Raw genomic sequence first — 14,373 nt, 5'->3', positions numbered from 1 at the left:
TCGGGTCGCCCATACGGCGGCATGCTTCGCCGAGCGGGCGGGGAAAGCATAGCATGTCCTGCGGCGCCGTGCCTAGAGCGCCGCGTACTCCTCGGCGCCCACCGGTTCGTACCATTCGTTCGAGCCGTTCACGGCGGGCACCTCCACAGCCAGGTGCGCGAACCAGCTGTCGGCGGCGGCGCCGTGCCAGTGCTTCACGTTGGCGGGGATGTTCACCACGTCGCCTGCCTTGAGCGCACGGGCTGGACGTCCCTCTTCCTGGTACCAGCCGCGCCCGCCCGTGACCAGCAGGATCTGTCCGCCGCCCGACTCGGCGCGGTGGACGTGCCAGTGGTTGCGGCAGCCCGGCTCGAACGTGACGTTGCCGATGGTCACCTGCTCGGTGGAGAGCATGTGCAGGTAGCTCCGACCGGTGAAGTACCGGCCGAAGGGGTTCTCCGCCCCGCGCGGGAATATCTCTTTCTCGGGGGTCGTCGGGGTGTCGCTCATGGGTGCCTCCTAGGTTCGCGATGGGTTGTCCCGTCCACGATACCTCTTGGAGCCCGCTCGAAGTCAAGGGCTTTCCGCGCCATGCGCGCCTACCTCCCGAGCGTCCGGCGCAGGCAGGCGGCCGTGGCGCCGGTGCCGTGCGCGGCAAGGGCGGCGGGGGTTCCCTCGAACACGAGGCGCCCGCCGGCATCGCCTCCCCCGGGGCCGAGGTCGATCACCCAGTCGCTCGCGCACAGCACCCGGTGGTCGTGCTCCACCGCCACGACCGTGTTGCCGGCGTCCACCAGGCGGTCCAGCAGCGCGAGGAAATGCTCCACGTCCTGCGGGTGCAGGCCGCGCGTGGGCTCGTCCAGCAGGTAGAGCGTGCGCTCCCGGCCGCCCCCGAGGAGCTCGCGTGCCAGCTTCAGGCGCTGGCCCTCGCCGCCCGAGAGCGTGGTGAGCGGTTGCCCCAGTTCCAGGTAGCCGAGTCCCACGTCGACCAGCAGGCCGAGCGTGCGGGCGATCTTGGGGTGGGAGGCGAAGGCGTCCCGCGCCTCGTCCACCGACAACGCCCAGCACGTCGGCTATGGAGCGTCCGTCGAGCGTCGCCTCCAGCACCTCGTCGTGGAAGCGGCGGCCGCGGCAGGTTGGGCAGGGGGCCTGCACGTCCTTGAAGAAGAGCAGGTTGCTTGTGACGGTGCCCATGCCCTCGCACGTCTCGCAGCGGCCGCCAGGGGTGTTGAAGGAGAACGCCTTCGCCGAGAGTCCTCGCGAGCGCGCCTCCGGGGCGGCGGCGAAGGCCGCGCGGATGGGAGCCCACACGTCCGCGTACGTGGCCACGTTCGAGCGTTTCATGCGCGCGATGGGCGTTTGCTCCACGGCGACGATGCGGTCGAGGTGCCCGCAGCCGGACACGGCGTTCTCGGGGCCGGCCGCGTCGCCTTGCGCCAGGACGTCGAACACGAGGGTGGACTTGCCCGAGCCGGACGGCCCCGTCACCGTCACGAGGCACCCGGCGGGGATGTCCGCGTCCAGATGGTCGAGGTTGAACCGGGTGGCGTTGCGTATCTCGATCGGGGCGCACCGGGGCGTGCGCGGCGCCGCCTTGGGCGCGAGCGGGCGTGCGAGGAAGCGCCCGGTGGCGGAGTCGGGCGCGGCGGCGAGGTCGGCGAGCGACCCCTCGGCCACCACGCGGCCTCCGCAGGCGCCCGCGCCGGGGCCCAGGTCCACCAGGTGGTCGGCCGCGCGCATGACGTCGAGGTCGTGCTCGATGACCAGCACGGTGTTGCCCAGGTCGCGCAGGTTCCGCAGGATGTCCACGAGGCCCTCCGTGTCGCGGGGATGCAGGCCGGCGGTGGGCTCGTCCAGGATGTAGACGACGCCGGAGAGCTCCGAGTCCAAGACGGCGGACAGGCGCAGCCGCTGCAGCTCGCCGCCCGAGAGCGTGACGGTAGCGCGGTCGAGCGTCAGGTAGTCCAAGCCCACGGCGCCGATGCGCGCGAGCTTCGTCTCCATGTCCAGCAGGTAGTCTTTCACCATCGCGCGACGCGGCCCGCCCAGCTCTGTGCTCACCCGGCGCACCCACGCCGCGAGCTCGCGCAGCGACTGGTTCGCCAGCTGGGGCAGCTGGGTGCCCGCCACGGTAGCCCCGCGGCCCCGTGGACCCAGGCGCTCTCCGCCGCAAACGGGGCAGGCGGCACGCACGAGGTAAGGGCGCACGCCCTTTGCGTCCGGCCCCCGCTCGCCCAAGCGGCGCATGAGCAGCGGCACCACGCCCTCGAAGCGCCCGTCGGCCACCTTACGGGGCGGCGCGACGTGCGGCAGCGCCTCCTTGAGCGCGGGCGCCTCGGCACCCTCGTACAAGAGCGCCTTCTGCAGCGCATCGAACGCCCCCACGGGCACGCGGGCGGGGTCGGGCAGGCCGAAGTGGCGGCTTGCCGCGCGGAACACGCCTATCTGGTACTCGCGGTACTTCGCCTGCCAGAAGGCCACGGCCCCGTCCTCCAGCGAGAGGGACTCGTCCACGGCGGCCGCGCGGTCGACGGAGAGCGCCTCGCCCATGCCCTCGCACGCGGGGCAGGCGCCCTCGCGCGTGTTGAACGAGAACTCCGTGCGCGTGACCTTGTCCATGCGCTCGCCGCACGCGGGGCAGAACTGGTACACGCGGAAGTCGTCGCCCACGCGCTCCGTCTCCTCCACGCAGTCGGCCGCGCAGAGCATCTCGCCGCAGTGCGGGCAGGGGTACTCCCCCAGCTTCTCGAACACCATGCGCAGCGCCGTGTACACGTCGGTCGCCGTGCCCACGGTGGAGCGCGGGTTGCGGTTCGCGCCGTCCTGCAGGATGGCGATGGCGGGGGAGGCGCCCCGCACGCGCTCCACCGCGGGCTTGGGGATGCCCTGCATCGAGAGGGCCTCCAGGTGCAGGCGCTGGCACTCGGTTGCCAGCACGTCCACGAGCAGGGTGGACTTGCCCGACCCCGACACGCCCGCGAACACGGTGATCTTGTTCTTGGGGATGGCGAGCGTGACGTCGCGCAGGTTGCCCTCGCGCGCGCCGACGATGGTGAGGGTGCTCACAAGGGGAACCTTTCGCCGAGGGGGAATCGGGGGAGCCCTACGCCTTGCCGCAGCTGGGGCACAGGTCGCAAAGGAAGCACTCGCCGCACTTCGGGTTGCGCGCGATGCACGTCTGGCGGCCGAACAGCACCCACTGGTGGTTGATGGGCCCCCACCACGCGCGCGGGTAGAGCTTGAGCAGCGCCGTCTCGGTCTTGGCCGGCGTGTCGGCGGAGGGCCCGGCGAACTTCAGCCGGTGCGCGATGCGGAACACGTGCGTGTCAACCGCGATGCCCTCCACGATGCCGAACGCCTCGTTGAGCACGACGTTCGCCGTCTTGCGGCCCACGCCCGGCAGCTTCTGCAGCTCGTCGATGTCGCGCGGGATCTCGCCGCCGTAGTCGGCCACCACCATGCGGGCGGCCTTGATGACGTTCGCGGCCTTCGTGTGGTAGAACCCTATGGTGCGGATGATGTCCTCCACGTCGCGCACGTCGGCGGAGGCGAGGTCGGCCGGCGCGGGGTAGCGCTCCCAGAGCCTGGGAGTGACCTTGTTCACGCCCTTGTCGGTGGTCTGCGCGGACAGCAGCACGGCGATGGTCAGGCGGAACGGGTCTCCGCCGTACACGAGCGCGCACTCGGCGGCCGGATAGTGCTCGTTCATTCGGCGCGCCACCTCGAGCGCGCGCTCCCGCTTGGCGGCCATGGTCTCACGCGGCATAGGATCTCCTTCGGTCGTTGCGGTGGTGGCACTGGCCAGTATAGCGAACTTCGCGGACTCGTTGCCGCTATACTGGGAGGCGACGGCACGTTGTCGCGAGGAAAGGCAGGTCCATGGGCGCGACGTTGGTGGTGGGCGACACGCATTTGAAGCACGAGCTGATCCTGCCGTGGGTCGACGCGGCGATCGAGCGTTGCGACGCCGACCGCGTCGTGTTCCTGGGCGACTACTGCGACGAGTGGGGATCGACGGGCCGGCAGCTGCTCGCGGCGCTCGAGCTGTTCGCCGGCTGGGTGGAGGACACGCACGCGGCGGGTGTTCGGGTCGACCTGCTGCTGGGCAACCACGATTTCCAGTACCTGATGGGCGAGGAGGGGCCCGGCACCCACGTCCTGCTCATGGACGACGTCGCGGAACTCCTCGGGACCCTCGGCGCGACGATGGCCGAGACGGTGGACGGCTTCCTGCTCACGCACGCGGGCCTCACGGCGGGCTGGGCGCGACTGCATCTGGAGGCGCCCGCGGACGCGGAGGAGGCGAAGGCGCAGTTGAACAGCCTGTTCGCGCGCGGCACATGGAGCGACCTGCGCGCCCTCTCGTCATGCGGCACGGGTCGGGGCGGCTGGGACGAGCCGGGGCCCCTGTGGGCCGACCGCTCGGAGCTGTGGGAGGATGTCTATCCGGGCATCAGCCAGATCGTGGGCCACACGCCGGTCGCCGCCTGCGAGCGGATGCCGCCAGCGTCTCGCTGGGCGCGCGCCGACGGCGGCGAGGAGCTGTGGCTGTGCGACACGTTCTCGCTCACGAGCCGCATGCGCTCCATCGGCGACGGCGGCATGCTGCTTGTGGAGGACGGCCGCGCGGAGGCCGTGGCCGGCGGGGGCAATCCGGACTTCCAGCCGTGGGACGAGGTCGTGGCGGCGGCCGGCGTGCGGTAGCGGTGGGGCCTGTGTCGTCCTGGGCGCAGCACGGTGGCACGGGGCCCGAGGCGTCGAACCCTCCATCGTCTCGATGCAACGCCAAAAAGCGTCCCGAAAGTCACCGTTTCGACCGCTGTGAAGCCTTTTCGCGCGCTCGGAGCCCCATTTCGACGGCGGATCTGTTGTCCTCTGCGCGTTTGCGCAGGTCGCTAACCGCGCCGAGCTTCTTCTTGCCGCCGAAGCGCTTCACAGCGGCCGAAACGGTGACCGGGGGCCCTTGAATCCGGAAGGGACCTCCGGAACGTGGCCGGATCCCCCGTTCTTTCGGTACATCGGCTTGCCGCCTGTGGTTTATCCTTCACGAGGCGGTTTCGGCCCTGCGGCGGCCGTCCGCGGCGCGGTATACTGCTCCCCGGTCGTCCGCGCGGGCGGCCCGCCGCGCAACCACGTGCACGAAGCCGCCTTCACGCGGCTTTTCGTGCTGCTTGTATACGGAAAAGGACACGCTATGCTCATCGACTCATTGACGTTCGCCCTGGAGAAATCGGGTTGCCTCGACGCGTTCTGGGGCAAGCTCGACGAGGGGCATGACGGCACGCTCGGCGTGGCCTCGTCGGCGCGGCCGTTCCTCGTGGCGGCGCGGTTCGCGCACAAGCCGCAGACGACGCTCGTCGTGGTGGCGGGCGAGGACGCGGCCATCGCGTTCGCGCGCCAGGTGGCGGCGTACCTGGGCGACGAGCGCGTCATGCGCTTCCCCGAGCGCGCCGACTACCCGTGGGGCGGCAAGCCGGGCGACCCGGCCCAGGCAGCGCGCCGCATGGAGGCCGTGCATGCGCTGGCCTCCGGCCGCGAGGCCGTGGTGGTGGCGAGCGCCCGCGCGCTCGTGCGCGCGCTGCCGCCGGCGGGGTCGAACGTGCACCTGCCGCTTGTGTTCGAGGCCGGCCGCGAGCTGGCGGACATGGAGGGCGCGAAGGCGGCGGGCGTAGCCGAGTTCGGGGGCGTGGCGCGGGCCCTGGAGGAGCGCGGCTACCAGAACACCGGAGAGCTGGACGGCCCCGGCACGTTCGCCGTGCGCGGCGGCACCCTGGACGTGTTCCCCGGCAACCTGGTGTACCCGGTGAGGCTCGACTTCTTCGGCGACGAGCTGGACGAGATCCGCCGCATCGTGCCAACCACCGGGCAGACCATCGCCGCGCTGCCCCGCGCCGACGTGTACCCCGTCGTGGAGTTCGCGGCCTCGAGGGCCGCGCTCGCCCGCGCGCGTCAGAAGCTTGAGCGGCCCGCCGAGACGAACGCCGCGCTGCGCGACGTGCTGGAGAGGCTGGACGGCGGCCTGCGCGAGGGCGGCTCGGACGTGCTTTTGCCCTACCTGTACAAAACCACCTCCACGCTCGGCGACTACGTGCGCCCCGGCGCCCTTTCGGTGCTGGTGGAGCCGCGCTCGCTCTTCGACGACATGACGCATGCCTACGACGACCTGGCGGGACGGTCGAAGGGGATGGGCATCGCGCTCGAGGGCCTCTACGCCGAGCCCGCCGGCGTGAGCTTCGGCGACGGCCAGCGGGCCACGTACGTGTCCATCATGCGCGTGGGCGGGCAGATAGACGACGAGCTGCCGGTCAAGCGCGTGGAGGTGGCGGGACACCCCGACAAGCTGTACGGCCGCTTGCGGACGCTCGTGGACGGCGGCTACACGGTGGTGTTCAGCGCTCCGAACTTCCGCGCCCGCCAGGACATGAAGCTGGCCTTCGTGGACCAGGGCCTGCCCATCCAGGAGACGTTGGATTCCGACGTTCTCCCGAACGCCGGAGCTGCCGACGCCGCGGAAACCCTCGCCGACCCTGCGAACGACCGTCGGGATGGGGAAACCGCCGGCGCGGCCAAGCGCCGGCTGCGGCGAGGCGTGGTGAACGTGGTGGACGTGGACGTGCCGCTCGGCATGATCATCCCGAAGGCGAAGCTCGCGCTCGTGAGCGTGTCGGACACGCAGGGGGCGTCCGCGGCGCGCCCGAGCCGGCACATCGACGTCACGGACATCACGTTCCCCTACAAGCCGGGCGACTACGTGGTGCATGCCGCGCACGGCGTGGCGCACTTCAAGGAGCTCGTGCGCCGCGACGTGGACGGCACGGCCCGCGACTACCTGCTGCTGGAGTACGCCGAGGGCGACAAGCTCTACGTGCCGGTGGAGCAGCTCGACCGCGTCACGCGCTACGTGGGCCCCGAGGGTGCTTCCCCGCGCCTCACGCGCCTGAACACGGCCGACTGGTCGCGCGCCATGAAGAAGGCCCGCGCGGCCACGAAGAAGCTGGCGTTCGACCTGGTGGACGTGTACACGCGCCGCGCCACCGTGCAGGGCTACCGCTTCGGTCCCGACACGCCGGCCCAGCGCGAGATGGAGGAGGCGTTCCCCTACCAGGAAACGCCCGACCAGCTCTCCGCCATCACCGACGTGAAGGCCGACATGCAGTCCGCCAAGCCCATGGACCGGCTCGTGTGCGGCGACGTGGGCTTCGGCAAGACCGAGGTGGCCATCCGTGCCGCATTCAAGGCCACGCAGGACTCCAAGCAGGTCATGGTGCTCTGTCCCACCACCATCCTCGCGCAGCAGCACTTCACGAACTTCAAGGAGCGCTGCGAGCCCTTCGGCGTGCGCGTGGAGGTGCTCTCGCGCTTCCGCACACCTGCCCAGCAGGCCGAGGCGCTGCGCGGGTTCCAAGAGGGCGACGTGGACATTCTCGTGGGCACGCACCGGCTGCTGTCGCGTGACGTGAACCCGCACGACCTGGGGCTCGTGATCATCGACGAGGAGCAGCGCTTCGGCGTGGGCCACAAGGAGCAGCTGAAGAACCTGCGCGAGTCCATCGACGTGCTCACGCTCTCGGCCACGCCCATACCGCGCACCATGCAGATGAGCCTGTCGGGCGTGCGCGACATGAGCCTCATCCTCACGCCGCCCGACGAGCGCCGCCCCGTCGAGGTGCACGTGGGCGAGTGGGACCCCGACCTGGTGAGCGCTGCCATCCGCCGCGAGCTGGCGCGCGGCGGGCAGGTGTACTACGTGTCCAACCGCGTGCGCACCATGGAGGAGGCCGTGGGCCGCGTGGCGGCGGCCGCCGGCGAGGCGCGCGTGGGCGTGGCGCACGGGCAGATGTCGAAGGAGGAGCTCGAGCGCGTGATGGAGGATTTCAGTGCCGGCGAGCTGGATGTGCTCGTGGCCACCACCATCATCGAGAGTGGCATCGACAACCCGCACACGAATACACTCATCATCGAGGACTCGCAGCGCTACGGCCTGGCGCAGATGTACCAGCTGAAGGGCCGCGTGGGCCGCTCGTCCACGCAGGCCTACGCCTACTTCATGTTCCCCGAGCACGTGAGCCTGACCGAGGAGGCCCAGGCGCGCCTCACCGCGCTGGACGAGCACACCGACCTGGGCAGCGGCATGCGCATCGCGATGCGCGACCTGGAGATACGCGGAGCGGGCAGCCTCATGGGCGCCGAGCAGTCGGGCAACATGTCCGCGGTGGGCTTCGACCTGTTCGCGCAGATGCTCGCCCAGGCGGTGAGCGCCACGCGCGAGGGCGACCTCAAGGCCATGGACCAGCTGCCCCCCGCGCTCTCCGACATCACGGTGAACGTGCCGGGACACACCTACCTGCCCGAGGACTACGTGCCCGACGCCGACGAGCGGGTGCTGTGGTACCGCAAGATCGCCTCGGCTGCCACTGGGCAGGCGGTAGAGGACGTGGCCGCTGACCTGGCTGGAAAGCGCCCCGACATGCCGCAGGCCGCGAAGAACCTGCTGGAGAAGGCGCGCATCAAGGCCTACGCGAACGAGCGGCATATCCGCACCGTGTCGGTGACGGGCGGCCGCCTGGTGGTGGAGCCCATCGACGTGTCGCGCGACCAGATGACGAAGCTGCGCCGTGCGGGCGGCCGCTACTTGGCCGACAAGCGCAAGCTGCAGCTGCCGCTGCGCTACTTCAAGCTGGACGAGGGCGACAACCTGCTCGCGCCGGTGCTCGCGTTCCTGAAGGAGCTGGCGGGATGAGGAGGCGAACGATGAACGGGGGCGAGACGGCAGGGCCCGCCCCCGGCGCGGGCGTGCGCGCGGGGGAGGCCTTCTTTCGGCGGCGGTTCTGGCGGGGGATAGCCTGCGCGCTCGTGGGCGCGGGGCTCTGGGGCTTCTCGGGGGCGTGCGCGCAGTTCTTGCTGTCGAACTACGACATAACGCCCCCGTTCGTCACGGCGGTGCGCATGCTGGGGGCGGGCCTGCTGTTCCTCGTCGTGCTCGCGGTGCGCCAACGCGAGCGGCTGGCCGCGATGCTGGCCGACCGGCGCACGCTCGGGCGCCTCGCGGTGTTCGGCGCGGTGGGCCTGTACCTCTGCCAGATCACGTACGCCATCGTCATCGACTACACGAACGCGGGCACGGCCACGGTGCTGCAGTGCTCAGGGATAGCGTTCGTCATGCTGTTCACGTGCGTCGTCGGGCGGAAGCTGCCGCGGGTGAAGGAGCTCGTCGGCCTGGTCGCGGCCATGTTCGCCACCTGGCTCATCGCCACGCAGGGCGACCCGTCGGCGCTCTCGCTGCCGCTGCCGGGCTTGGTGTGGGGCATCGCGAACGGGCTGTCGGTGGCGTTCTATATCATGTATCCGAAGAAGCTGTTCGCCGAATGGGGCAGCTTCGCGGTCACAGGAATCGGCATGCTCGTGGGCGGCGTGGCGGCCGCGCTCGTTTGGCTGGCGGGCGGGGTCGCGGGTGGCGCGGGGCTCGCGCTACCCACGCTCGACGCGGCGGGATTCCTTGTGTTCGGGCTGATCATCGTCGTGGGTACGTTCGCCGCGTTCGCGCTGTACCTACACGGCGTGTCCATCGTGGGCTCGGTGAAGGGGAGCCTGCTCGGCGCCATCGAGCCGGTGAGCGCCACGGCGTTCTCGGCCCTGTGGCTGGGAACCGCGTTCTCGGGAGCCGACTGGGCGGGCTTCGTGCTCATGATAGCCATGATCTTCCTGGTCACGGGCGAGAAGCCGCAGCCGCAGGCAGAAGCGCCCTGCGAGGGCGATTCCTCCCCCACATGACAAGGGGACATGACAAGGGGACAGGTACCTTGTCATGTTTCAGGAACAGAAGTCGAAGGAAGCGCGCTGGACGGCGCAGAAGGGGAGGCGTAATGAAAAAGGAGCGCCGACGATACCTCGAGTCGTGCGAGGTGTCGCGGCTCGTCCGCTACGAGCTGGGCGGCGTGGAGCAGAAGGTGACGCTGGAGGGCCGGCGCGCGGACGCGCCCGTGGTGATCTTCCTGCACGGCGGGCCCGGCTCGCCGTTGCCCGTCTCGGTGGGCACGCGCGGCATGTTCCCGGACCTCGCGGACCGCTACGTGCTGGCAGCATGGGACCAGTTGGGGTGCGGTGCGAACCGCTGCCGGCTGGGCGACGACGCGTGCATCGATCGCTACGTGGACATGACGCTCGACCTCGTGCGCGCGGTGCGGCGCGACTTCCCCAGCAACGAGGTGAACCTGCTCGGCGTGTCCTGGGGCTCCATCCTGGCGGCGCGCGCGGCCGCGCGCGAGCCGGGGCTCGTCGACCATGTGGTCACGTACGGGCAGGTGCTCAAGCAGCTCGGCTTCAACGACGAGGTGTTCGAGGCGCTCGAGCGCTCGGCGATGCCGGAGAAGCTCAAAGGCGAGCTGCGCGCGATCAGAGGGTCGGGCGCGCGCAACCTCGAGTCGGGCATGCGGCTGGCCGGCTGGGTGCGGAAGTACACCGAGGGCTACCAGGCGCAGGGCGGCGGCATGATGCCGGTGGGAGCGTTCGTGCGCGGCATGCTGGAGAGCCCCGACTACACGCTGCGCGACCTCGTGGCGGCCGTGTCGAACGACTTCTCGAAAAGCGAGCGCCTGTTCGCGGAGATCTTCGCCGTCGACCTTTCCGACGAGCTCGCGAACATGCGCGTGCCGTACCTCATCGTGCAGGGAGAGACGGACATCGTCACGTCCACCCGCGCCATCCGCGCGTTCGTCACGGAATGCGGCAACCCCAACCTGCGCTACGCCGAGGCCCCGCGCAGCGGGCACATGCCCGGCACGACCGGCATGAACCTCCTGTTCGAGCATCTGTCCAACTTCGTGACAAAGGGACAGGTTCCTTGTCATAAATAGAGAGGGAGTCGAGATGCGTACACCGAGAAAACAATGCGAATCCAATGTGTACCATATGGTGGCAAGGGGTACAGCACGTCAATTGATCTTCGAAAACGACCCCGACCGTACGTTCTTTCTTCGGCTTCTATCGGAAAAAGCCCATGAGACGAATTGTACGATCTACGCGTGGTGCCTTATGGGAAACCATGTTCATGTGCTTGTGAGAGCTCCCATGGAAGATGTTTCGCGGTTCTTCAAATTGGTGTGCGGAAACTATGCTCAGGCGTTCAATGTGCGGAATGGGCGCACGGGGCATCTGTTCCAAGAGAGGTTCAAAAGCGAGCCTGTTTCGGACGATTCCTATTTTCAGACAGTGGTGCGATACATTCACATGAATCCCGAGAAGGCCGGTTTGGCTTCGTGTGCTCAATATCGCTGGAGTAGCTTCAGCGAATATATCGCTTCCAAGCGTTCGCTGGTGTTGTGCGATACGGACTACGTCTTGGATATTTTTGGCGGCATTGAAGAGTTCATGCGTTTCCATCAGGTAAAAGATGACAATGCGGTTTGCTTGGACGCGGACGCGGCGGGGAAGACGAGGCCCATGCGCGACGAAGAGGCGCTTGCCCTTGTGCAGCGGATACTCGAAGAGGTGGATCTTGCTGATTCGAGACCTGCTGACTTAAAGACGGTCGAAAAGAAGCGCAGAGACGATGCGATTAGAAGAATGAGCAAAGCTGGCTTGTCGATAAGGCAGATAGAGCGTTTAACGGGGATCGGTCGCGGTGCGATTCAATATGTGCTTCGATAAGTAGCATATTTATGACAAGGTACCTGTCCCCTTGTCAGGTTCGCCGCGGTACAATGGCGGGGTGCCTACACGGGATGGAAAGGATGTGTCGATGGGGTTCGACGCTTTGATCGTGATCGACATGCAGGAGGCCCTCGTAGGGCGGCGACCTTGCGGGGCGGATGAGACGGTGGACGCGATCGCGAGGCTTGTCGGCGCGTGCCGCGCGAGCGGCGTGCCGGTCTTGCACGTGCGCCATGACGGCGGGCCCGGCGACGAGCTCGAGGCGGGCACGGACGGCTGGCGGATCTGCGCGCCGCTTGCGCCACAGGAAGGCGAGCCCGTGTTCGACAAGCATTTCAACAGCGCGTTTCGTCGGACGGGGCTGCAAGCGCACCTCGAGCGCCGCGGCCTGCGCCGTTTGCTGATGTGCGGCATGCAGACGGAGTTCTGCTTCGACGCGTCGGTCAAGGTGGCTTTCGAGCTGGGCTTCGACGTGACGGTGCCGAGGGGTGCGGTGACGACGTTCGACTCCGCGTTCGCGCCGGGAGGAGAGCTGACGGCGTATTTCGAGGACTGCATCTGGGACGGCCGCTATGCGCGGGTGGTTCCGCTGGAAGAGGCGCTGGGCGCGATCGAGCGCGGCGCGTGAGAGGAGGGCGGCCGTGGGGCTGTTCATGACGTTGGAGGACGCGTCGGCCGAGGAGGCGGCGCTGCTGCGTGAGGGCGTGCTGCCCGAGGCGGCGCCGGGCGAGGCGGCCGAGGGACGCCTGCGGGTGTTCGACCTGCACTGCGACACGCTCGATAGGCTGGCGTTCCATGGCGACCCGTCGGTGCCGGGCGGGTTCGCCGCGCACGACGCGCGCATCCCGGCGGCGCGCATGTCCTCGCTCGCCGACAACGACGCGCACGTCTCGCTCGAGCGCACGGCTGGGTACGCCTGGTGCCAGTGCTTCGCGGCGTTCGTCCCCGACGAGGCGCGCGGCGATGCGGCTTGGGCGCTGTTCGAGCGCGTGCGGCGCGTATGGGAGCGCGAGCTGGAGCGCTGCAGCGACAAGCTCGCGCGGGCTCGCTCCATGGCCGACGTGGACGCGGCCCTCGCGGCGGGCAAGACGGCGGGGCTCTTCACGGTGGAGGGCGCATCCTTCCTGGAGGACGACGCGGCCGCCGAAGGGCGCCTCGACGCGCTCGCCGAGGCGGGCGTGCGCATGGTCACGCTCACGTGGAACGGGCGCAACGCGCTCGGCAGCGGCAACGAGACGGCCGACGGGCTCACCGGCTTCGGCCGCTCCTGCGTGCGCGAGCTGGAGCTGCGCGGCATCGCGGTGGACGTGTCGCACCTGAACGACGCGGGCTTCAAGGACGTGTGCGCGACCGCGACGCGGCCCTTCGCCGCCTCGCACTCCAACGCGCGCGCCGTGTGCGGGCACCCGCGCAACCTCGCCGACTGGCAGCTGTGCGAGCTGGCCGACGCGGGCGGCGTCGCGGGACTCAACTTCTGCCGCGACTTCCTGTCCGAGACGCACGCCGACCCGACCCCCGACGACGTGCTGCGCCACGTGGACCGCATGCTCGAGGCGGCGGGCGAGGACGTGCTCGCGCTCGGCAGCGACTACGATGGCTGCGACGTGCCCAGCTGGCTCGACCCGTGCGACCAGGCAGGCGGCCTGCATGCGCTCATCGCGAGCCGGTTCGGCGAGGCTGTGGCCGACAAGGCGTTCTTCGGCAATGCCCGCGCGTTCTTCGAACGGCTGGAGGGGCAGGTCTAATACAAGCAACGAGGTCATGGACAAGATTGCACCTTGTGGCTGGATATTGCCGGCCTTCGAGCCTGTACGGCGAAGAAATGGTTGGGTACTGTTTATAATGCCTTTTCAAATTAATGTGAAATTGAGAATAATATAGTGGCGGTTACGCGATACTGTGCATAAGCTCGAATCTCGTCCATGGTGCTCGGCGTGCGAGGAGGAGGCCGGCGCTGCAGCGAAGCCGACGCACCGCAGGGAGGGGAGGAGCGGGCGCTTGAGAGTGCGGAGCGGGAGGGCGAATCCCAAGGGAACGAGAGCGGGAGAACATGCGCTGCAGAAGAGCGAGGCCTGCGTGAGAACGGGAGCTGTGCGCGAACAGGAGCCCGAAGGGAACGATAGCGCCCGAGAGTGCGAAAACCCCAAGGAAAGGGGAGCTGCGGGCGGGTCGCCCTCCGATACCTCGTGGGCGTTCTGTGAGCTCTGTTGACGTGAATCCGATATCGGACTTAAATGCCACAGGTACGAAATCGGACTTGCGAATCGAACAACGGAGGGCGAACCGACATGGACGCACGGACGGCGCACGCCAACCGCGAATACAACAACCTTTACCGGCTCGGCAACGAGCTCTACCATAATGTGGCCGTGAGGATGGGGCTGTCGGACAGCGCGTTCGACATCCTGTACGCCCTCGACGGCTTAGGCGACGGCTGCCTCCAGAAGGACGTGTGCACCGCATCGGGCCTGTCGAAGCAGACGGTGAACACCTCGGTGCATAAGCTCGAGCGCGCAGGTTACGTGGAGCTGCGCGTGGAGCACGGGCGCGGCACCCACCTCCATCTGACCGAGGCGGGACGCGTTCTGGTGACCGAGCGCATACGACCGGTGGCGAGGGCCGAAGAGGCCGCTTTCGCCGCCATGGCCCCTGGGGAGTGCGAGGAGCTTCTGCGCCTGTCGCGCGTCTACCTCGAGCACCTGCGCGGGCTGGTGGACGCCCTACCGTATCCGGAGAGGAGGTGAG

Annotated in this window: 11 protein-coding genes; 8 read left to right on the top strand and 3 right to left on the bottom strand. The window is 68.9% G+C overall.

What is annotated here, in order from left to right:
* Nucleotides 1-72 precede the first annotated feature (72 nt).
* From K9U15_RS11130 to nth, 3 genes are all read right to left on the bottom strand, one after another.
* Nucleotides 73-489 (bottom strand): cupin domain-containing protein, encoded by a 417-nt coding sequence (locus K9U15_RS11130; RefSeq protein ID WP_154270785.1) that lies wholly within the window; start codon nucleotides 487-489, stop codon nucleotides 73-75.
* A 63-nt stretch (nucleotides 490-552) separates the two neighbouring features.
* Nucleotides 553-3,045: a hypothetical protein gene (locus tag K9U15_RS11125; protein ID WP_301156120.1), complete on the bottom strand. Its 2,493-nt coding sequence runs from the start codon at nucleotides 3,043-3,045 to the stop codon at nucleotides 553-555.
* A 37-nt stretch (nucleotides 3,046-3,082) separates the two neighbouring features.
* Nucleotides 3,083-3,745, bottom strand: a complete 663-nt coding sequence (gene nth, locus K9U15_RS11120) for an endonuclease III (RefSeq protein ID WP_154270959.1) — start codon at nucleotides 3,743-3,745, stop codon at nucleotides 3,083-3,085.
* A 113-nt stretch (nucleotides 3,746-3,858) separates the two neighbouring features.
* On the opposite strand from nth, the gene K9U15_RS11115 reads away from it, so the two are divergent.
* The 8 genes from K9U15_RS11115 (at nucleotide 3,859) to K9U15_RS11080 (ending at nucleotide 14,372) form a co-directional block, all read left to right on the top strand.
* Nucleotides 3,859-4,683, top strand: a complete 825-nt coding sequence (locus K9U15_RS11115; RefSeq protein ID WP_154270958.1) for a metallophosphoesterase family protein — start codon at nucleotides 3,859-3,861, stop codon at nucleotides 4,681-4,683.
* Nucleotides 4,684-5,173: 490 nt separating this feature from the next.
* Nucleotides 5,174-8,719, top strand: coding sequence for a transcription-repair coupling factor (mfd, locus tag K9U15_RS11110; RefSeq protein WP_301156118.1), 3,546 nt, complete (start codon nucleotides 5,174-5,176; stop codon nucleotides 8,717-8,719).
* Nucleotides 8,716-9,750, top strand: a complete 1,035-nt coding sequence (locus K9U15_RS11105) for a DMT family transporter (protein ID WP_301156117.1) — start codon at nucleotides 8,716-8,718, stop codon at nucleotides 9,748-9,750. The genes mfd and K9U15_RS11105 overlap by 4 nt, the downstream gene beginning before the upstream one ends.
* Before the next feature lie 92 nt (nucleotides 9,751-9,842).
* On the top strand, nucleotides 9,843-10,832 hold the full coding sequence (locus tag K9U15_RS11100; RefSeq protein ID WP_301156116.1) for an alpha/beta hydrolase: 990 nt from the start codon (nucleotides 9,843-9,845) through the stop codon (nucleotides 10,830-10,832).
* 13 nt (nucleotides 10,833-10,845) lie between these two features.
* Complete coding sequence (locus K9U15_RS11095; RefSeq protein ID WP_367316888.1) at nucleotides 10,846-11,625, top strand: transposase; 780 nt, start codon at nucleotides 10,846-10,848, stop codon at nucleotides 11,623-11,625.
* 91 nt (nucleotides 11,626-11,716) lie between these two features.
* Nucleotides 11,717-12,256: a cysteine hydrolase family protein gene (locus tag K9U15_RS11090; protein ID WP_301156115.1), complete on the top strand. Its 540-nt coding sequence runs from the start codon at nucleotides 11,717-11,719 to the stop codon at nucleotides 12,254-12,256.
* A 13-nt stretch (nucleotides 12,257-12,269) separates the two neighbouring features.
* On the top strand, nucleotides 12,270-13,373 hold the full coding sequence (locus tag K9U15_RS11085) for a membrane dipeptidase (RefSeq protein WP_096228334.1): 1,104 nt from the start codon (nucleotides 12,270-12,272) through the stop codon (nucleotides 13,371-13,373).
* A gap of 543 nt (nucleotides 13,374-13,916) precedes the next feature.
* Complete coding sequence (locus K9U15_RS11080; RefSeq protein ID WP_087190580.1) at nucleotides 13,917-14,372, top strand: MarR family winged helix-turn-helix transcriptional regulator; 456 nt, start codon at nucleotides 13,917-13,919, stop codon at nucleotides 14,370-14,372.
* The last annotated feature ends 1 nt before the right edge of the window (nucleotide 14,373 follow it).

Origin of the sequence: Gordonibacter sp. RACS_AR68, assembly GCF_030418485.1 — a bacterium.
Lineage (GTDB): Bacteria > Actinomycetota > Coriobacteriia > Coriobacteriales > Eggerthellaceae > Gordonibacter > Gordonibacter urolithinfaciens.
The sequence above is the reverse complement of the archived record's forward strand: the minus strand, read 5'-3'. Positions and strand labels throughout refer to the sequence as shown.